An 18698-nucleotide genomic window follows, 5' to 3' on the forward strand; every position below is an offset into this window, starting at 1 on the left:
TTGTCGGCTAGCGGTGGATGGCCGCTGCGACCGCCTGGGTGATCGTGAAGTCCACCAGGTCACCTTCCTTCAGTTGCTGGAGTTTCTCGCGCAGCGCCGGGTCCCTGACCTGGATGGTGCGGCGGCCGCCCTGAGGACCTTTCAGGATGACCAGATTCGCGCTTCGATTGATGTGCCAGATCTCGGCCGTGATCGTGGTCTGACGGCCGATGGCGCCGCCTGGCATCGCGCCCTTGGCGGTACGAGCCGCCGCGGTCTCGGTCACGACTTCCGGCGCGCCGGAGCCCGCGGGGCGCACGTCCACCGCGATCGATTCGTAATAGTCCAGCGTCAGGGTGTCGCCCGGTTTGATCTGCTTGAAATTGCGGATATCTGGTCCGGCAACGATCTCGACGGTATTGCCATCGGCGCCGCGCAAGGTGAGGGTCCGGCTTGCCTGATCCACGGCGGTCACCTGGCCGGATGCCGTCGTCAGCGCCGCACCCATCACCCGTGCGGACGCGCCCGTTGGCAGCGCAAGGGATCCCGCCAGCAATCCAGCCACAGCCAGGCGCGCGACGGGGGCGAAGACGGATTTTTGGTTCTTCATGATGTGCACACTCCAGTTCAAGGACGTCAGTGGGGGAAAGCGCAGTCAGGCGCAGGCGCAGCCGCAGCCGCTCCGATCGGGGAGGCCGGGCCCTGAGGGGGCAGGAAGGCAGGGGAAGGCTGTCGTTGCGGGGAGGCCGGCAAGGGCAGGGCGTAGAGTTTTGCGCGGGTCGACATGAATCCGATCTCTCCAATCAGATTGCTCTTCAGACGCACCAACTGCTCAAACGCATGACAACGAGACAGGCTGCAGGCATGGGCCGGCGGCGGCATGACCGGGCGGACACAGCCCTCCGGCGCAACGCCGGACGCAACCACCGCGCGGCGCGCCTGCAGATAGAGCCGCAGCAGGGCTGGGCTCATGCTTGTAGAATACCCGGATGTGGTGTTTTAGGATACAAATCGCGCCACACCGCAGATTTCGGCACTTGCATTTGCCAGCAGGCTCCTTTCAGTGCTAGAATTTCCCGTTTTTCACAACTAATTCAAGGGATTACCTATGGTGGTGATTCGCCTGGCCCGCGGTGGGTCCAAGAAGCGTCCGTTCTACAACCTGGTGGCCACCGATTCGCGTAACCGTCGCGACGGCCGCTTTATCGAACGCGTGGGTTTTTACAACCCCGTGGCTAGCGAAGGCACGGAAAACCTGCGCATTGCGCTGGATCGCGTGCAGTACTGGACCGGCACCGGCGCGCAACTGTCGCCCGCCGTCGAGCGTCTGGTCAAGGAATACTCGGCCAAGGTTTCCGCCGCGGCCTAATTGCCCGCGTCGCACATCCTTAGCTGAAATTCTTTAGCTGAATTCTGAGCGGCTAGTTTTTCCACGCTGAAAGCCCTGCGCTTGCAAGCTGACATTCCTAGCTGCTTCATCGCTATCCAAGCCGATAAAGAGCACGATAAATGCCTGATGCCGCAACCTCCAACGCGGCGCCTACGGATTTGGTCGAGCTGGGCCGCATTACTGCAGCCTACGGTGTGAAAGGCTGGGTTAAAGTGCAGCCGCATTCGGCCAACGCCGAAGTGCTGCTCTCAGCGTCTCAATGGTGGTTGACTCGCCCTGTGCCTGAATTGGCGCGGGGCGCTGTCGCGTCTGCGCCTGTCGCATTCAAGATCTTGCAAGCCCGTTCGCAGGGAGCCACCGTCGTGGCGCAACTGCAGGGCATCACGGATCGCGATCAGGCCGAAGCGCTGCGCGGACATTCCGTGCAAGCGCCGCGCGGTTCGTTCCCCGCGCCCGACGAAGACGAATACTACTGGGTCGATCTCATTGGTTGCGCGCTGTACTCCAGCGCCAGCGGCGAACCCACGCGAATCGGCGTGGTAAGCGAGGTCCTCGACAACGGCGCGCATGCCGTGTTGAAGGTCCTGCTGCAGAAGGGCGAGGGCGAGAATCCCGAACCCGTCCTGGACGCCAAGGGCCGGCCGGCCGAAATGCTTGTTCCGTTCGTACGCGCGCACATCCATGCCGTCGATCTGGCCGCGCGCCGCATCGACAGCGACTGGCCCGCGGATTTTTGATGCGTATCGACGTCGTTACGCTATTTCCCGACATGTTCGGGGTGGTGCGCGACCTCGGGGTCACCGGCCGGGCCCATGCCCAAGGCCGGTGGCAACTGCATGCCTGGAATCCGCGCGATTTCACGCATGACGTCCATCGCACCGTCGACGACCGCCCCTACGGCGGCGGTCCCGGCATGGTCATGATGGCGGGGCCGCTGGAAGCCGCCGTCAACGCCGCCCAGCAGGCGCGCGCCGGACAGGGGCTTGGTCCCGCCCCGGTGGCGTTGCTGGCCCCGGTGGGCCGGCGCTATGACCAGGCTGGCGCCGAGGCATTGGCAGCCAGCGATGGCCTCATTCTCATTTGCGGACGCTACGAAGGCGTGGACCAGCGCTTCATCGATCGCTGCGTCACGCAAGAGATTTCGCTTGGCGACTTCGTCTTGTCCGGCGGTGAGATCGCGGCGCTCGCCGTGATCGATGCCGCGGTGCGCCTTTTGCCCGGCGTGCTCAACGATGGGGATTCCGCGCTGCAGGACTCCTTCAATGACACCTTGTCCGGCCTGTTGGACAGCCCGCATTACACGCGTCCCGAAGTGTACGAAGGCGAAGCGGTGCCGGCGGCCCTGTTGAGCGGTCATCACGCCAATATCGCGCGCTGGCGGCGCGAGCGTTCATTGTCATTGACCGCGGCGCGCCGGCCTGAGCTCATCGCGGCCGCGCGCGAGAAAGGCTGGCTAAGCAAGCTTGACGAGCGATATCTGGCCGAGCTGGCCGGGACGCCGCTACCCGCCGAGCCGGGATCATCCCGGCGTCGCCGGCCGCGCAAGCCGTCCGATCCCTCTGGCGCCGCCTGACGGTCATCACGGCCCATCCGCAACGCCCACAACGCTAGGGAAGGTCCTAGATTGTGGGCGTTTTCGCTGCTCCTTAGTATTGAAAATTACATGCACATGAAATTTTCATATGAGCCGCTCAGCCGCCGTTCGTCGTGCCAGTGCAGCACCGTCGTCACCCGCCCGGGCGGACAGGCCGGAGTCGGCCGTCGATCTATGGCTGGGACAGCAACTGCGTCAGCTGCGCAAGCAGCAGGGACGGTCGCTCGCTGACGTCGCCCAGGCTTGCGGCATGTCGCTGGGCCTTCTGAGCCAGATCGAAAGAGGGCTGAGCTCGGCCTCCGTCAAAGTCCTTCATCTCCTGGCGCGCGAGTTTCGCGTGTCGGTCAATGCCCTGCTGCGCAACGCCGAGCACACGGGCGGCGAGGAAGATGGGCGCGTGGCCCGCGCGGGCACGCATCGCTACATCGACCTCAAGGAAAAGGGCATCTGCAAAGAGATGTACACGCCCGCCGCCTGCCGCAGCATGGATCTGTGCCGCGCCTCCATCGCGCCCGGTGGCTCCACCGGCAGCGAGCTCTTCGTGACCGGGCAGGGCGAGCAGATCGGCGTGGTTCTCAAGGGCGTGCTGGAGTTGTGGGTCGGCGATCGCGTCCTGCGCCTGCAGGAGGGCGACAGCTTCTGCTATGCCAGCAGCACGCCGCGCCGCTGGTGCAATCCGGGGTCCGAGACGACCGAGGTCATCTGGGCCATCTCCAACATCACTCAAGCCGCGGAGGACGACACGTCACAAGCGCCCTGAGCGCGCAGCACCCATGCGGCGGCACGCGAGGGGAGCGGGCCGCCACCGGGCGCGCCAGGCGCGGCCCGGCCTTCTTTGCCACGATGAGGATATGTCATGAAATTCAAGACCCTGGTTGTCTCTGTATTCGCAGCATTGTCCATGGCGGCGGGCGCCCAAGCCCAGACGGTATTGAAGGTGGGATCCACGCCCACCGGCAGCCCGTTCACGTTCCTCGATACCAAGACGAACAGCATCGAGGGCGTGATGGTCGACATTGTGAAGGCGGTCGGCAAGGAGGCCGGATTCTCGGTGCAGATCGAGCCGATGGCGTTTTCCGCGCTGATCGGCTCGCTGACATCCAAGCGCATCGATATCGTGTCGGCGGCAATGTTCATCACGCCTCAGCGCCAGCAGGTGGTGAGCTTTTCGGAGCCCGTCTATCGCTATGGCGAGGGCCTGATGGTGCTCAAGAGCGACAACAAGGAGTACAAGTCGTTCGCCGACATGAAGGGCATGACGGTCGGTGTGCAGGTGGGCACGGCCTTCGTCGAACCCATCCAGAAGAGCGGCGTCTTCAAGGAGGTGAAGCTCTACGACAATCCGCCCGACATGATGCGCGACGCAAACGCCGGCCGGATCCAGGGCGGGTTCATGGACTACCCCATTGCCGCGTATGTGCTGTCGCAAGGCAACTACCCCAATCTGAAGATGGCGCAGTCCTATCAGCCCACGATCATGGGCAGCCTGGGGCTGGCCACGCGCAAGGAAGATACCGAGCTGCTTGATCGCATCAACAAGGCGCTGGCCAAGCTGAAGGCCGACGGCGCCATCGACGCCATTCTGAAGAAGTGGGGCCTGGGCGGCGCGTGAGGCCGGCCGGGCTTTCGTAGCGCAAGCATTCGTTAAAAATCCCGCCGGCGCGATCAAACCCGCCGGCGGACGCCGCGCATCCGGAGCGCGGCGCGGGCAGTCTTCTGGGGGGTGGTGGACGCATGATGCAATTCATGAAGGACGCGGCAGAGTTCATGCCGATACTGCTGGAGGGCGCCAAGCTCACGATCCTGGTCACGCTGGGCTCGCTGGCGCTGTCGACGGTGCTGGGGCTGGTCTGGGCATTGATGCGGGTCTCGGGCAACAAATACCTGTCGGGCTTTAGCGCCGGCCTGGTCAATCTGCTGCGCGGCATTCCCATCATTGTGCTGCTCTTCTATATCTACTTCGTGATGCCGGACATGGGCGTGTCGCTGAGCGCGGTGCACGCGGCGATCATCGGCCTGGGCGTCGCGTATTCGGCCTATCAGGCCGAGAACTTCCGAGCCGGCATCCAGGCGATCGACCGCGGCCAGATCGAGGCGGCCATGGCCATGGGCATGGGCTGGGGGCTGACGATGCGCCGCGTCGTGCTGCCGCAGGCCGTGAAGATCGTCCTGCCGCCTTACGGCAACATCATGATCATGATGCTCAAGGACTCGTCGCAGGCATCCACCATCACCGTTGCCGAACTGGCGCTGCAAGGAAAGCTCATCGCGGTGTCGACGTTCAAGAATGCCACGGTGTTCACGCTGGTCGCGTCGATGTACCTGGTGATGTGCGTGCCGCTCATCCTGCTGGTGCGGCACCTGGAAAAACGGAGCGCAACCAAATGATCAGCCTGCAAGGCGTGAGGAAAAGCTTTGGGCCGCTTGAAGTCCTCAAGGGCATCGACGCCGAGGTCGAGCAGGGCGAGGTCGTGTGTGTCGTGGGGCCATCCGGCTCGGGCAAGTCGACCATCCTGCGCTGCATCAACGGACTGGAACGCTACAACGCCGGCCGCATCACCGTGGACGGTGAGCTGGTCGATTGCGATTCGCCTTCCATCGTGTCGATCCGCACGCAGGTCGCGATGGTGTTCCAGCGCTTCAACCTGTTTCCGCACCGCACGGCGCTGGAAAACGTCATCGAGGGCCCGATCTTCGTCAAGAAAGAGCCGCGCGCTCAGGCGGTGGAACGCGGCCGCGAGCTGCTGGCCAGCGTCGGCCTGGCGGACAAGGAAAACGCGCATCCCAACCAGCTGTCGGGCGGCCAGCAGCAACGCGTGGCGATTGCGCGCGCGCTGGCAATGAGACCGAAGGCGATCCTGTTTGACGAGCCCACCTCGGCGCTTGATCCCGAACTGGTCGGCGACGTGCTGGGCGTCATGCGCAAGCTGGCCGAGGCGGGCATGACGATGGTCGTCGTGACGCACGAAATGAGCTTTGCGCGCGAGGTCGCCGACCGCGTCATGTTCTTTGACGGCGGCGTCATGGTGGAGCAGGGCGCCGCCCGGGAAGTGCTGAATCATCCGCAGCATCCGCGCACGCAGGACTTCCTGCGGCGTCTGTTGCACCCCATTTAAGGACACCCCATGCAGCCAGCGCCGTTTCCGCTTTCCCCGTCACTATGGGCGGCCACCGCAGCGCCGCCGCCACCCACCGGCCCGCTTGACGCGTCCACGCAGGCCGACGTCGTCGTGATCGGCGGCGGCTACGCCGGCCTGTCCACTGCGTTGCATCTGGCCGAGCGTGGCGTCAAGGTCGTGCTTTTGGAGGCGCGAGAGATCGGCTTTGGCGGCTCGGGCCGCAATGGCGGGCAGGTCATTCCGGGCTTGAAATACGACCCTGACGATCTGGTTGCGATGTTCGGCCCCGAGCGCGGCGAGCGGTTGACACGGTTCGCCGGCGGGACGGCGGACGCGGTCTTCGACCTGATCGAGCGCCACGCGATGGACGTGCCGCGCGTGCGCAAGGGGTGGATCCAGGGCGCGCACACGCCCGACGCGCTGCGCATCGCGCAAGGCCGCGCGGCGCAATGGGCGCGGCTGGGCGTGGACGCGCAACCGCTGGATCGGGCGCAGGTCGCCCGGCTTATCGGCACGGACAAGTATCTGGGCGGATGGGTGGACCGGCGGGCGGGCGCGGTGCAGCCGCTGAGCTACGCGCGCGGCCTGGCGCGCGCCGCGCTGAACGCGGGCGCGACCCTGCACACCGACACGCCCGTCACGGGCTTGGCGCGCGACGGCGGCAAGTGGACGGTGTCCACGGCGCGCGGGCCATCGGTCAGCGCCGATCGCGTGGTGATGTGCACCAATGCCTATGGCGGCGGCCTGTGGCCCGGCCTCAAGCCGTCCATCATCGACGCCAACACGTTTCAGGTGGCGACCGTGCCGCTGCCCGACCGCATCCGTGCCGGGATATTTCCCGAGGGACACGTCACGTCCGACACGCGCAACCTGCTGCTGTACTTTCGTCTGGATCACCAGGGCCGCCTCTTGATGGGCGGCCGGGGCCCGTTTCGCGAGCCCAAGGGCGAGGCGGATTGGGCGCATCTGGAGCGCGTGATGGTCAAGATGTTCCCGCAGGTGGCCGGCACGCCGTTCGAGTTCCTATGGTGCGGCAGGGTGGCCGTCACGCGCGACTATCTGCCGCATCTGCATGAACCGCAGCCCGGGCTGCTGGTGGATATCGGCTGCCAGGGCCGCGGCGTCGGCTTGCAGACCTGCATGGGGGCCGCAATGGCGCAGTACGTGGTCACGGGCGATGCCAATGCGCTGCCCGTGCCGCTGTCGGCCATCAAGCCGTTTCCGCTTTATCCGCTGCGCCGCCTGTACGTCAACGCGGTGGTCAGCTGGTACCGGATGACGGACGGCGGGGTCTGAATCCCGGCTGTCCCCAAACAAAAACCCCGGAACAATGTCCGGGGTTTCTGGGGCGGCGCGAGGATCAGTTGCCGAGCTTGGCGCGCTGCTCCTGCACCTTCTGCAGGGTTTCGCCGAACTGCGCCATGCGAGCCTTTTCCTGTTCCACGACGGCGGCGGGCGCGCGCTCGACGAAGCTGGCGTTGGAGAGCTTGCCCTGGGCCTTGGCGATCTCGCCGGAGAGGCGGGCGATTTCCTTGTCCAGACGCACGCGCTCGGCGGCGACGTCGATCTCGACGTGCAGCATCAGGCGGCTGGCGCCGACGACCTGCACCGGCGCGCCCGCATCGGGCAGCACGTCCAGCACGTCAACCTGGCTCAGCTTGGCCAGCGCAGCCAGGTAGGGCGCGTTGCGGGTCAGCATGGGCGCATCGCCCTGCGCGCACAGCGGCACCTTCTGGGCGGGCGACAGGCTCATCTCGCCGCGCAGGGCGCGCACGGCCTCGACTTGCGCCTTCAGTTCGGCCACATCGGCTTCGGCGGCGGCATCCACCGCGGCCGGATTGGCCTTGGGGTAGGGCTGCACGCTGACGCTGTCGGCCACGCCTTCCTTGCGCTTGCCGGCCACGACCGACACCTTCTGCCACAGCTCTTCCGTGATGAACGGAATGATCGGATGCGCCAGGCGCAACACGCATTCCAGAACGCGGATCAGCGTGCGGCGGGTGCCAAGCTGCTGGGCCGGCGTGCCGGTCTGGATCTGCACCTTGGCCAGTTCCAGGTACCAGTCGCAGTATTCGTCCCAGACGTAGCGGTAGATTGCGTTGGCGATGTTGTCGAAACGGTAGTCGGCAAACCCGCGCGCGACGTCGGCTTCCAGCGTCTGCATCTGGCTGACGATCCAGCGGTCGACAAAGGACAGTTCGCCTTCGTCCGGCACCGACAGGTCATGGCCTTCGGTGTTCAACAGCACGAAACGTGTGGCGTTCCAGAGCTTGTTGCAGAAATTGCGGTAACCCTCGCAACGCTTCAGGTCGAAGTTGATGTTGCGGCCCAGGGTGGCGTAGGCCGCCATCGTGAAGCGCAGCGCATCGGTGCCATAAGCAGGGATGCCGTCGGGGTACTGGCGGCGCGTGGCCTTTTCGATCGCGCCTGCCTGTTTCGGATTCATCAGGCCGTAGGTGCGCTTGGCCACCAGGCCGTCCAGGTCGATGCCGTCGATCAGGTCCACCGGGTCCAGCGTGTTGCCCTTGGACTTGCTCATCTTCTGGCCGTCGGCGTCGCGGATGAGGCCGTGCACGTAAACGTGCTTGAACGGGATCTGGCCGGTCAGGTGCGTGGTCAGCATGACCATGCGCGCCACCCAGAAGAAGATGATGTCAAAGCCCGTGACCAGGACGCTGGAGGGCAGGTAGCGCTGCAGGTCCGGCGTGTTTTCCGGCCAGCCCAGCGTCGTGAAGGGCACGAGGCCCGATGAGAACCACGTGTCCAGGACGTCGGGATCGCGCGTGAGCGGGCCCGTGACGCCAGCGGCGCGCGCCTGCTCGATTGCGCCCGCTTCGTCGTGCGCCACGAACACCTGGCCGTCTTCCGAGTACCAGGCCGGAATCTGGTGACCCCACCACAGCTGGCGCGAAATGCACCAATCCTGGATGTTGTTGAGCCACTGGTTGTAGATGGTGGTCCAGTTGTCCGGATAGAACTGGATGCGCCCGTCGGCCACGACTTCCAGCGCGACCTCGGTGATGCTCTTGCCCGGGTTCAGCGTGCCTTCCGGCGCGGGCTTGCTCATGGCGACGAACCACTGGTCGGTCAGCATCGGCTCAAGCACGACGCCGGTGCGGTCGCCCTTGGGCTGCATCATCTTGTGCGGCTCGACCTTGACCAGATAGCCCTCGGCTTCCAGCTGCGCAACGACCGCCTTGCGGGCCTCGTAGCGTTCCATGCCCTGGAACTGCTTGGGACCGTTTTCGTTGATGTGCGCGTCCAGCGTGAAGATCACGATCAGCGGCAGATCGTGGCGCATCGCGCAGGCGTAGTCGTTGAAGTCATGGGCGCCCGTGATCTTCACGCAGCCCGTGCCGAATTCAGGGTCGACGAAATCGTCGGCAATGATGGGAATGTTGCGGTCGCAAAGCGGCAGCTCGACTTGCTTGCCCACCAGATGCTTGTAGCGGGGATCGTCGGGATGCACGCACAGCGCGCCGTCGGCCAGCATGGTTTCCGGGCGCGTCGTGGCGATGGTCATGCCGCGCAGGGTGACGGTCTGGCCGTCCTTGTCGACGATGGTCTGCGGACCGTCGACGAACGGGTAGAGGATGTGCCACATGTGGCCATCGGTCTCTTCGGACTGCACTTCCAGGTCGGACACGGCCGTGAGCAGCTTGGGATCCCAGTTGACCAGGCGCTTGCCGCGATAGATCAGTCCCTGTTTATGCAGCCGGACAAATGTTTCCACCACGCCGCGCGACATGCGGTCGTCCATGGTGAAGTATTCGCGCGGCCAGTCGGCCGAGGCGCCCAGGCGGCGCACCTGCCCGGTGATGGCGCTGCCGGACTTCTCCTTCCATTCCCACACCTTCTCGACGAACTTTTCGCGGCCAAGGTCGTGGCGCGAAACCTTTTGCGCGTCGAGCTGTCTTTCAACGACGATCTGCGTGGCGATGCCGGCGTGGTCGGTGCCAGGAATGAACACGGTGTCGTCGCCCGACATGCGGTGGTAGCGCACCAGGCCGTCCATGATGGTCTGGTTGAACGCGTGGCCCATGTGCAGGGTGCCGGTCACGTTGGGCGGCGGGAACTGGATGACGTAGGGCTGACTTTCCGTCCCCGTTTTCACGTGCTGGCCCGCGGCGAAGTAGCCGCGCTTGTCCCACTCGGCATACCAGCGGGATTCCAGTTCGGAGGGTTCGAAGCTCTTGGAGAGTTCCGGGGTTTCGCCGGCGATGGGCGCGGCGTTCGGGGGAGCAGCTTGAGTCATTACTAAGTTCCGGCAGACAGGGGCGCCCGGGTAGGAAGCGGGCAGCAAACCGCTCATTTTAAGATGTAATGCGGTCTTCTCGGCGTGTTAGAATACCGGGTTACTGTAAACCTTTTAGAAGTCCCTGAATTCATTGAGGATTCCTTCGGAAATGCGTGCTGAATCATTGGATTGGCGCGCAGCCGGAATCCCGCTGGCATTCCAGGATGCGTCCGACAGGTCGGCAGTGTCGAATCCTGTCTTGGTCGGTGGTTCAGGGTGGCCCGAGACACCCATTCGTTTCGGATCTCCTGCGTGCCAACGGCGCGATGGCGCTTGATGTGGCACCCAAGGGTGGCACCCCAGCGCGGCATCGGCAAGCACAGAGCCCCTCCAGGCAATTAACTAGAAACCCGTCAGAAATCAGTTTTCGGAGTCCTTTATGTCCATTCAACGCACCCTCTCGATCATCAAGCCCGACGCCGTCGCCAAGAACGTGATCGGCCAGATCGTCGCCCGTTTCGAGCAAGCCGGCCTGAAGGTCATCGCCGCCCGCCTGACCCAACTGTCGCGCGCCGACGCCGAGCGTTTCTACGCTGTGCACGCCGCCCGTCCCTTCTTCAAGGACCTGGTCGACTTCATGGTCTCGGGCCCCGTGTTCGTGCAAGTCCTGGAAGGCGAAGACGCCATCCAGAAGAACCGCGACCTGATGGGCGCCACGGACCCCAAGAAGGCTGAAGCCGGCACCATCCGCGCCGACTTCGCCGACAGCATCGACGCCAACGCCGTCCACGGCTCCGACGCGCCGGAAACGGCCGCTGTCGAAGTGGCTTTCTTCTTCCCCGAAATCAACATCCACAGCCGTTAATTTTTGGCTTAAGTTGTTGAAAGCGCTTTAGTTTTACCTGGTTATGGAATCCGTCGAACGAATCAATCTGCTGGGGCTGGACGGCTCCGCCCTGTCCGAACTGGTCGGGCAGTGGGGCGGCAAGCCGTTTCGCGCCCGCCAGCTGCAGCGCTGGATGCACCAGCGCGGCGCCGATTCGTTCGACGCCATGACCGACCTGGCCCGCGATTTCCGCAGCCAGCTTGCCACGCATTGCCGCATCGAGGCATTGCCCGTCAACATCGAGCAACGCTCGACCGACGGCACTCGCAAGTGGCTGTTCGATGTGGGGCAGGGCAACGCCATCGAAACCGTCTTCATCCCCGAAGACGACCGTGGCACGCTGTGCATCTCCAGCCAGGCTGGCTGCGTGGTGAACTGCCGTTTCTGCTCGACAGGGCACCAGGGCTTCAACCGCAACCTGAAGACCAGCGAAATCATCGGCCAGCTGTGGTGGGCCAAGCGCGTGCTAGAGGCCGACATCGGCACGGCCCGCCTTGAAAGCGCCCGCGCCACCGAAGACACCCGCGTCATCAGCAACGTCGTCATGATGGGCATGGGCGAACCCCTGCTCAATTACGACCAGGTCCTGCCCGCGCTGCGCCTGATGCTCGACGACAACGCGTACGGCCTGTCGCGCCGCCGCGTCACGGTGTCCACCTCCGGCGTCGTGCCCATGATGGACCGCCTGTCGCAAGACTGTCCCGTGGCGCTGGCCGTGTCGCTGCACGCGCCCAACGACGCGCTGCGCGACGAGCTCGTGCCGCTGAACAAGAAGTACCCGCTGAAGGAGCTGCTGGCCGCCTGCGAACGCTACCTGGCGTTTGCGCCCCGCGACTTCATCACGTTCGAATACTGCATGCTGGACGGCATCAACGACACCGACCAGCACGCCAAGGAATTGATCCACATTGCACGCCAGGTGCGCTGCAAGCTGAATCTCATCCCGTTCAACCCATTCCCCGCCTCCGGCCTGAAGCGATCGGCCTCGGCGCGGGTGAAGGTGTTTGCCCAGCGTCTGATGGACGCCGGCATCATCACCACGGTCCGCAAGACCCGGGGCGACGACATCGATGCGGCTTGCGGCCAACTGGCCGGAGAGGTGCGGGATCGCACTCGGATCACCGAGCGCAATGCCGCCCAGCGCCAGACCATACCAATTAAACAGGTGCACGCATGACGCAGGATTTCGCTTCTGCAGTTTCCGACTCGTCCGCCGGCGCGGTGGGCAGCGTGGGCGCCGCCTTGCGCGGTTTGCGCCTGGCCAAGGGCTGGTCGCTCGACGAAGTCTCCAGCCGCATCAAATTTTCCACCAAGCAGATCGAAGCCCTTGAAAACGAGCAGTGGGACAACCTGCCCACCGGCGTTTCCTTGCGCGGCCTCGTGCGCAACTATGCGCGGCTGCTTGGCGCCGATGCCCAGGCCATCGTCGACTCGCTCGATCCCTCGGCCCGCGCCACCGGCCCGGCCAAGCTCAGCCCCAGCTCGCTGCATTCCGCGCATTCCATTCCCCAATCCAGCGCCGACGACGACCGCTCGTCCACGTCGTCGTGGGGCTGGCTGATCGCCATCGTGCTGGTGCTTGCCGCTGGCGTGGCGTATGCCTTCTGGCAAGGTTGGCTGCCGCAGCAGTGGCTGCCCGCCGACTGGCTGCCGAAGCCAACCAAGTAACCCGGTTCCAACCGATGCAAGATTCTTCTCTGCCTTGCCAGGACGCGCCGCCTCCCTCGGTGGGAGCCGCAGCGCGCCGCGCCACGCGTTCCGTCGCGGTGAAGTGGGGCGATCGTGTCGTGACGGTGGGCGGAGACGCCCCGGTCGTGGTTCAGTCCATGACCAACACCGACACCGCGGACGCCATCGCCACCGCGATCCAGGTCAAGGAGCTGGCGCAGGCCGGCTCCGAGCTCGTGCGCATCACCGTGAACACGCCCGAGGCCGCCCGCGAGGTCGTCGCCATCCGCGAGCAGCTCGACCGCATGGGCGTGAACGTGCCGCTAGTGGGAGACTTCCACTACAACGGCCACAAGCTGCTGACGCAGTTCCCGGAATGCGCCCAGGCGCTGTCCAAGTACCGCATCAACCCCGGCAACATGGGGGGCGGCAAGCGCCGCGACGACAACTTCGCGCAAATGATCGAAGTTGCCTGCCGCTATGACAAGCCCGTGCGCATCGGTGTCAACTGGGGCAGCCTCGACCACGAGCTCATGGCGCGCAAGATGGACGAAAACAGCCGCCGCGCCCAGCCCTGGGAAGCGCAGGCCGTCATGCGCGACGCGCTGGTCGTGTCGGCCATCAGCAATGCCCAGCGCGCCGAGGAACTCGGCCTGCGGCGCGACGCCATCATCCTGTCGTGCAAGGTCAGCCACGTGCAGGATCTCATCGCCGTCTACCGCGATCTGTCCGCCCGCTGCGACTATCCGCTGCATCTGGGCCTGACCGAAGCCGGCATGGGCAGCAAGGGCATCGTGGCCTCGACCGCGGCGCTTGCCGTGCTGCTGCAGCAGGGCATCGGCGACACCATCCGCATTTCGCTCACCCCCGAACCGGGCGGAGAGCGCAGCCGCGAGGCCATCGTCGCGCAGGAAATCCTGCAGACCATGGGCCTGCGCGCATTCACGCCCATGGTCGTCGCCTGCCCCGGTTGCGGCCGCACCAGCAGCACGTTCTTCCAGGAACTTGCCGACAGCATCCAGTCGTTCCTGCGCCGGCAGATGCCGGTGTGGCGCACGCAGTATCCCGGCGTCGAATCGATGAACGTCGCGGTGATGGGCTGTGTGGTCAATGGGCCGGGCGAAAGCCGTCATGCCGACATCGGCATCAGCCTGCCGGGTACCGGCGAAGTGCCGGCCGCGCCGGTGTTCGTCGACGGCGAGCGCACGGTGACGCTCAAGGGCGACCATATCGCCGAAGAGTTCCAGGCCATCGTTGAAGAATACGTTGCGCGCCGGTATGGCGCGCTCGCCTCTCACTAAAGTAAGGGTGTAGCCATTGGTGCGCTTCTCGGGCGCGCCGACGGCATGATCAAGATGACTCAAGCTTTCCAGAAAGTCGCCGCCATCCGCGGCATGAATGACCTGTTGCCGGGGGCAAGCGCCCGCTGGGAGCAATTCGAGGAAATCGTGCGCGGCTGGCTGCGCGGCTATGGCTACCGCAATGTGCGTACGCCCGTGCTTGAGCATACGCGCCTGTTTGCACGCGGCATCGGCGAAGTCACCGACATCGTCGAAAAAGAGATGTACACGTTCACCGACGCGCTCAACGGCGAATCGCTCACGATGCGCCCCGAGATGACCGCCGGGATCGTGCGTGCCTCGATCGAGCACAACCTGCTCTACGATCGCCCGCAACGCGTCTACTCCATCGGTCCCGTCTTCCGTCACGAGCGCCCGCAGCGCGGCCGCTACCGCCAGTTCCACCAGATCGACGTCGAAGCGCTGGGCTTTGCCGGTCCCGACGTGGACGCGGAACTCATCGTCATGCTGGGCCGCCTCTGGAAGCTGCTGGGCCTGAAGGACGTGCGCCTTGAACTGAATTCGCTGGGCCAGCCGGCCGAGCGCGCCGCGCACCGCGCCGCCCTGATCCAGCATCTGGAAAAGCACCGCGACATCCTCGACGAAGACGGCCAGCGCCGCATGTACAGCAATCCGCTGCGCGTGCTGGACACGAAGAACCCCGCCATGCAGGAAATGGCTGACAGCGCGCCGCGCCTGTTCGACTTCCTGGGCGAAGAGTCCCGCGCGCACTTTGACGGCGTGTGCCAGCGCCTGACCGACGCCGGCATCGAATACCGCTTGAATCCCCGTCTGGTCCGCGGCCTGGACTACTACAACCTGACCGTCTTCGAATGGGTCACGGACCGCCTGGGTTCCCAGGGCACGGTCTGCGGCGGCGGCCGCTACGACGGCCTGGTCGAACTGCTGGGCGGCAAGCCGGCGCCAGCCGTGGGCTTTGCCATCGGCATGGAGCGCCTGCTCGATCTGTGGGAGCAAAGCGTCGAAATCGCCGCGCCGGCCGAGTGCGACGTGTATGTCGTGCACCAGGGCGAGGACGCGCAGCGCCTGGCCGCGCGGGTCGGCGAAGACCTGCGTGACGCGGGCCTGTCGGTCATCGTGCATGCCGGATCTGCTGGCTTCAAGTCCCAATTCAAGCGCGCGGACGCCAGCGGCGCCCGCGTTGCGGTTATCCTTGGCGCCGACGAAGTGGCGTCGCAGACCGCCAGCGTCAAGTTCCTGCGCGCAGAAGGGCAGGGCGACTCGGCGCAGCAACAGGTTCCGCTGGCGAAGCTGGCCGACGCATTGAACAACAAGGGTTAACGCATGGCATACGATCTTGAAGAACAGGAAAAACTCGACGCGATCAAGGCGTGGTGGGCCCGCTATGGCACGCTTCTGCTGACGCTGGCGACGGCAGTGCTCCTGGCCTGGGGCGGCTGGTGGGGCTGGAAGGCGTACGAATCGCACCAGGCCAACCAGGCGATGGGCTACTTCGAAGCGCTGGAAGACGCGGCCCGCCTGGGTGGCGCCGATTCCTCGGTGCGCATCAAGACCGCAGCCTCGACGCTGCGCGAAAAGTATCCCAACACCGGCTACGCCGCGCGTGGCGCCCTGGTGGCCGCGCAGGCCCTGCAGGCGCAGAAGGATGACGCCGGCGCCCGCGAACAACTCGAATGGCTGGCTGGTCAGAACAAGAACCCCTCCATGCAAGCCGTGGCGCGCCTGCGCCTGGCCGGCATGATGCTGGACCAGAAGCAGTACGACGCCGCGCTGGCGCAGCTGAACAATCCGCCGGCCGCCTTTGCCGCCTTGTTCGCTGACCGCCGCGGCGACGTGCTGGCTGCGCAAGGCAAGCGCGAGGAAGCGCGCGCGGCCTGGCAGAGCGCCATCGATGGCCTGGGTGCGGCCAATCCCTTGACCCAGGTTGTGCAACTGAAACTGGATGCCTTGAGCGGAGCGTGACTGTAATGCGTAAATTTGCACCTGGCCGTACGTGGCGCGGCGCCGTCCTCTTGGCAAGCCTGCTTGCCCTGGGCGGATGCGGCTTGTTCTCCCATGACGACGGCCGCTACGATCCGGCGCCCCTGACCGAATACAAGGCCGGCATGTCCGTGCGCCAGGTCTGGTCCACGTCCATTGGCAGCGGCTCGGGCCTGGGCTTCGCGCCCACCGTTCTGGGCGATGCCATCTATGCCGCCACGCCCGACGGCTCCGTCGGCAAGTTCGACCTGCAAAGCGGCCGCGTCATCTGGAAGGCCAAGGCCGAAGGCAAGCTGTCGGCGGGCGCCGGCAGCGACGGCACCACCACTGCGGTCGCTTCGCCCAACGGCGACGTCATCGCCTTTGACGACACCGGCAAGGTGAAGTGGAAGGTCCGCGCCACCAGCGACGTCACGATTCCGCCGGTCGTCGGCTACGGCATCGTTGTCGTGCGCAGCGGCGACTACCGCATCCAGGCTTTCGACGCGAACAGCGGCGAGCGCGTCTGGAGCGTGCAGCGTCCCGGCCCGTCGCTCGCCTTGCGCAGCGTCTCGCAAATGGTCCTGGCCGAAGGCCTCGTCATCACGGGCCTGCCCGGCGGCAAGATCATGGCCATCGCCTCCAATAGCGGCAACGTGCAATGGGAAGGCACCGTGGCCACGCCGCGCGGCGCCAGCGACCTGGAGCGTCTGACCGACGTGGTGGGCGCGCCCCGGATCGCGGGCAACCTGCTGTGCGCGGTTGCTTATCAGGGACGCATCGTCTGCTTTGACGTCACCGCTGGTGGCCGCCCGCTCTGGACCAAGGATTTCTCCAGCGTCAGTGGCCTCACGCTCGATGACCGCTTCGCTTATGCTCCCGACCAGAACAGCGTGGTCAACGCGTTTGCGCTCGATAACGGCGGCAATGTCTGGAAACAGAGCGCTCTGAAGAACCGCCAGCTCACGGCTCCGGCTATGCTTGGGGGAGCGCTGGCTGTCGGCGATCTGGATGGTTACGTGCACTTCCTGTCGCGCAGCGATGGCAGCCTGATGGCGCGCCTGTCGGTGGGCGGCGGCGCAGTCGTGTCACCGCCGCAGACGACGCCCCAAGGTGTGCTGGTCCAGACGGGCAATGGCAATCTCGTCATGATCGGCGCCAACTGAAACTTATAAAACAAAGCCTTTTACCGTGTCTTTCAAGCCTGTCGTTGCCCTGGTCGGCCGCCCCAATGTGGGGAAATCGACCCTTTTCAACCGCCTGACGCGATCGCGCGCCGCGCTGGTGGCCGATTATTCCGGCCTGACCCGCGATCGCCATTACGGCGAGGGCAGGGTGGGCGATATTCCGTTCATCGCCATCGATACCGGCGGCTTCGAGCCCGTGGCCAAGGACGGCATCCTGCTGGAAATGGCCCGGCAGACCCGCCAGGCCATCGCCGAGGCGGACGTCGTCGTGTTCCTGGTGGATGCGCGCTCTGGCATCAATGCGCACGATCACGAGATCGCGCAACTGCTGCGCAAGTCCGGCCAGCAGCGCGTGCTGCTGGCGGTGAACAAGGCCGAAGGCATGGGCCTAGGCCCCGCCATCGCCGAATTCCATGAACTCGGCCTGGGCCAGCCGTATCCCATTTCGGCGGCGCACGGCGACGGCATCGTGGATCTCATCGAGCTGGCGCTCAAGGATCTGGCCGAGCCGCCCGTCGAAGAAGAACCGGTCGAAGAAGGCGAGCACGATCACCGCATCAAGCTGGCGATCGTGGGCCGTCCTAATGTAGGCAAGTCCACGCTCATCAATACGCTCATGGGCGAAGAGCGCGTGATCGCGTTCGACATGCCGGGCACGACGCGCGACGCCATCGAAATCGATTTCGAGCGCGATGGGCGCCGTTACACGCTGATCGACACGGCCGGGCTGCGCAAGCGCGGCAAGGTGTTCGAGGCGGTCGAAAAGTTCTCCGTCATCAAGACCTTGCAGGCCATCGAGGCCAGCAACGTCGTGCTGCTCATGCTCGACGCGCAAACCGAAATCTCCGAGCAGGACGCGCACATCGCCGGGTTCGTGCTGGAAACCGGCCGAGCCGTGGTCGTGGCCGTCAACAAGTGGGACGGCCTGGACGGCGAAGAAAAGGAACGCATCGAGCGCGAGTTCAACCGCAAGCTGCGCTTCCTGTCATTCGCGCGCGTGCACACGATCTCGGCGCTGCGTGGGCAGGGCATCAAGCCCCTGCTCAAGTCCATCAATGCCGCCCATGCCGCGGCCTTTGCCAAACTGTCCACGCCCAAGCTCACGCGCGAGCTGCAGGCCGCGGTCGAGCAGCAGCCGCCTCCGCGCAAGGGCATCTTCCGTCCCAAGATGCGCTACGCGCACCAGGGCGGACAGAACCCGCCGCTGGTCGTCATTCACGGCAACGCCCTGGACGCCATTCCCGATTCGTACCGCCGCTACCTCGAAACGCGTTTCCGCAATGCATTCGACTTGGCCGGCACGCCGCTGCGTATCGAATTCAAGTCCTCGCACAACCCTTACGCGCAGGAAAGCTGA

The 18698-nt window shown here is 65.2% G+C and carries 18 protein-coding genes; 16 read left to right on the forward strand and 2 right to left on the reverse strand.

Annotation, left to right across the window (positions count from 1 at the left end; all coding sequences use genetic code 11):
- Nucleotides 1-7: 7 nt before the first annotated feature.
- Nucleotides 8-589: a hypothetical protein gene (locus LN047_RS08930; RefSeq protein WP_062842037.1), complete on the reverse strand. Its 582-nt coding sequence runs from the start codon at nucleotides 587-589 to the stop codon at nucleotides 8-10.
- Between the two features lie 498 nt (nucleotides 590-1087).
- On the opposite strand from LN047_RS08930, the gene rpsP reads away from it, so the two are divergent.
- From rpsP to LN047_RS08970, 8 genes are all read left to right on the forward strand, one after another.
- Nucleotides 1088-1348, forward strand: a complete 261-nt coding sequence (gene rpsP, locus LN047_RS08935; protein ID WP_008165084.1) for a 30S ribosomal protein S16 — start codon at nucleotides 1088-1090, stop codon at nucleotides 1346-1348.
- Between the two features lie 140 nt (nucleotides 1349-1488).
- A complete protein-coding gene (gene rimM, locus LN047_RS08940) occupies nucleotides 1489-2106 on the forward strand; it encodes a ribosome maturation factor RimM (RefSeq protein ID WP_217617805.1) in 618 nt (205 codons plus the stop codon).
- On the forward strand, nucleotides 2106-2942 hold the full coding sequence (trmD, locus tag LN047_RS08945; RefSeq protein ID WP_373981537.1) for a tRNA (guanosine(37)-N1)-methyltransferase TrmD: 837 nt from the start codon (nucleotides 2106-2108) through the stop codon (nucleotides 2940-2942). Before rimM ends, trmD begins: the two co-directional genes overlap by 1 nt.
- Nucleotides 2943-3051: 109 nt before the next feature.
- Nucleotides 3052-3723, forward strand: a complete 672-nt coding sequence (locus LN047_RS08950; RefSeq protein ID WP_175157098.1) for a helix-turn-helix domain-containing protein — start codon at nucleotides 3052-3054, stop codon at nucleotides 3721-3723.
- Nucleotides 3724-3819: 96 nt separating this feature from the next.
- The gene (locus tag LN047_RS08955; protein ID WP_056315679.1) at nucleotides 3820-4575 is read left to right on the forward strand and encodes an ABC transporter substrate-binding protein; all 756 of its coding nucleotides are present in this window, start codon (nucleotides 3820-3822) and stop codon (nucleotides 4573-4575) included.
- A gap of 122 nt (nucleotides 4576-4697) precedes the next feature.
- Nucleotides 4698-5351 carry an amino acid ABC transporter permease gene (locus tag LN047_RS08960; RefSeq protein ID WP_373981538.1) on the forward strand — a complete coding sequence of 218 codons (654 nt, stop codon included), beginning with the start codon at nucleotides 4698-4700 and terminating at the stop codon, nucleotides 5349-5351.
- Entirely contained in the window at nucleotides 5348-6079 is a 732-nt protein-coding gene (locus LN047_RS08965) for an amino acid ABC transporter ATP-binding protein (RefSeq protein ID WP_373981539.1), read from the forward strand. Before LN047_RS08960 ends, LN047_RS08965 begins: the two co-directional genes overlap by 4 nt.
- 9 nt (nucleotides 6080-6088) lie before the next feature.
- Nucleotides 6089-7378, forward strand: a complete 1290-nt coding sequence (locus LN047_RS08970) for an NAD(P)/FAD-dependent oxidoreductase (RefSeq protein ID WP_373981540.1) — start codon at nucleotides 6089-6091, stop codon at nucleotides 7376-7378.
- Between the two features lie 64 nt (nucleotides 7379-7442).
- On the opposite strand, the gene LN047_RS08975 is transcribed toward LN047_RS08970, so the two are convergent.
- Entirely contained in the window at nucleotides 7443-10337 is a 2895-nt protein-coding gene (locus LN047_RS08975; RefSeq protein WP_373981541.1) for a valine--tRNA ligase, read from the reverse strand.
- 421 nt (nucleotides 10338-10758) lie between these two features.
- On the opposite strand from LN047_RS08975, the gene ndk reads away from it, so the two are divergent.
- From ndk to der, 8 genes are read left to right on the forward strand one after another with little or no spacing between them, the layout of a single operon-like run.
- Complete coding sequence (gene ndk, locus LN047_RS08980; RefSeq protein WP_056315689.1) at nucleotides 10759-11184, forward strand: nucleoside-diphosphate kinase; 426 nt, start codon at nucleotides 10759-10761, stop codon at nucleotides 11182-11184.
- Between the two features lie 43 nt (nucleotides 11185-11227).
- Nucleotides 11228-12382 (forward strand): 23S rRNA (adenine(2503)-C(2))-methyltransferase RlmN, encoded by a 1155-nt coding sequence (gene rlmN, locus LN047_RS08985; protein WP_056315692.1) that lies wholly within the window; start codon nucleotides 11228-11230, stop codon nucleotides 12380-12382.
- The gene (locus LN047_RS08990; RefSeq protein WP_152383921.1) at nucleotides 12379-12873 is read left to right on the forward strand and encodes a RodZ family helix-turn-helix domain-containing protein; all 495 of its coding nucleotides are present in this window, start codon (nucleotides 12379-12381) and stop codon (nucleotides 12871-12873) included. Before rlmN ends, LN047_RS08990 begins: the two co-directional genes overlap by 4 nt.
- A 14-nt stretch (nucleotides 12874-12887) precedes the next feature.
- Nucleotides 12888-14174 carry a flavodoxin-dependent (E)-4-hydroxy-3-methylbut-2-enyl-diphosphate synthase gene (gene ispG / locus LN047_RS08995; protein ID WP_062842031.1) on the forward strand — a complete coding sequence of 429 codons (1287 nt, stop codon included), beginning with the start codon at nucleotides 12888-12890 and terminating at the stop codon, nucleotides 14172-14174.
- Between the two features lie 54 nt (nucleotides 14175-14228).
- A complete protein-coding gene (gene hisS / locus LN047_RS09000) occupies nucleotides 14229-15515 on the forward strand; it encodes a histidine--tRNA ligase (protein WP_142049684.1) in 1287 nt (428 codons plus the stop codon).
- Between the two features lie 3 nt (nucleotides 15516-15518).
- Entirely contained in the window at nucleotides 15519-16157 is a 639-nt protein-coding gene (locus LN047_RS09005; RefSeq protein ID WP_056315703.1) for a tetratricopeptide repeat protein, read from the forward strand.
- 5 nt (nucleotides 16158-16162) lie between these two features.
- Entirely contained in the window at nucleotides 16163-17320 is a 1158-nt protein-coding gene (gene bamB / locus LN047_RS09010) for an outer membrane protein assembly factor BamB (protein WP_373981542.1), read from the forward strand.
- A gap of 25 nt (nucleotides 17321-17345) precedes the next feature.
- Nucleotides 17346-18698: a ribosome biogenesis GTPase Der gene (der, locus tag LN047_RS09015; RefSeq protein ID WP_062842029.1), complete on the forward strand. Its 1353-nt coding sequence runs from the start codon at nucleotides 17346-17348 to the stop codon at nucleotides 18696-18698.

Origin of the sequence: Achromobacter sp. JD417 (genome assembly GCF_041879325.1) — a bacterium.
In the GTDB taxonomy this organism is placed as follows: Bacteria; Pseudomonadota; Gammaproteobacteria; order Burkholderiales; family Burkholderiaceae_B; genus Achromobacter; species Achromobacter mucicolens.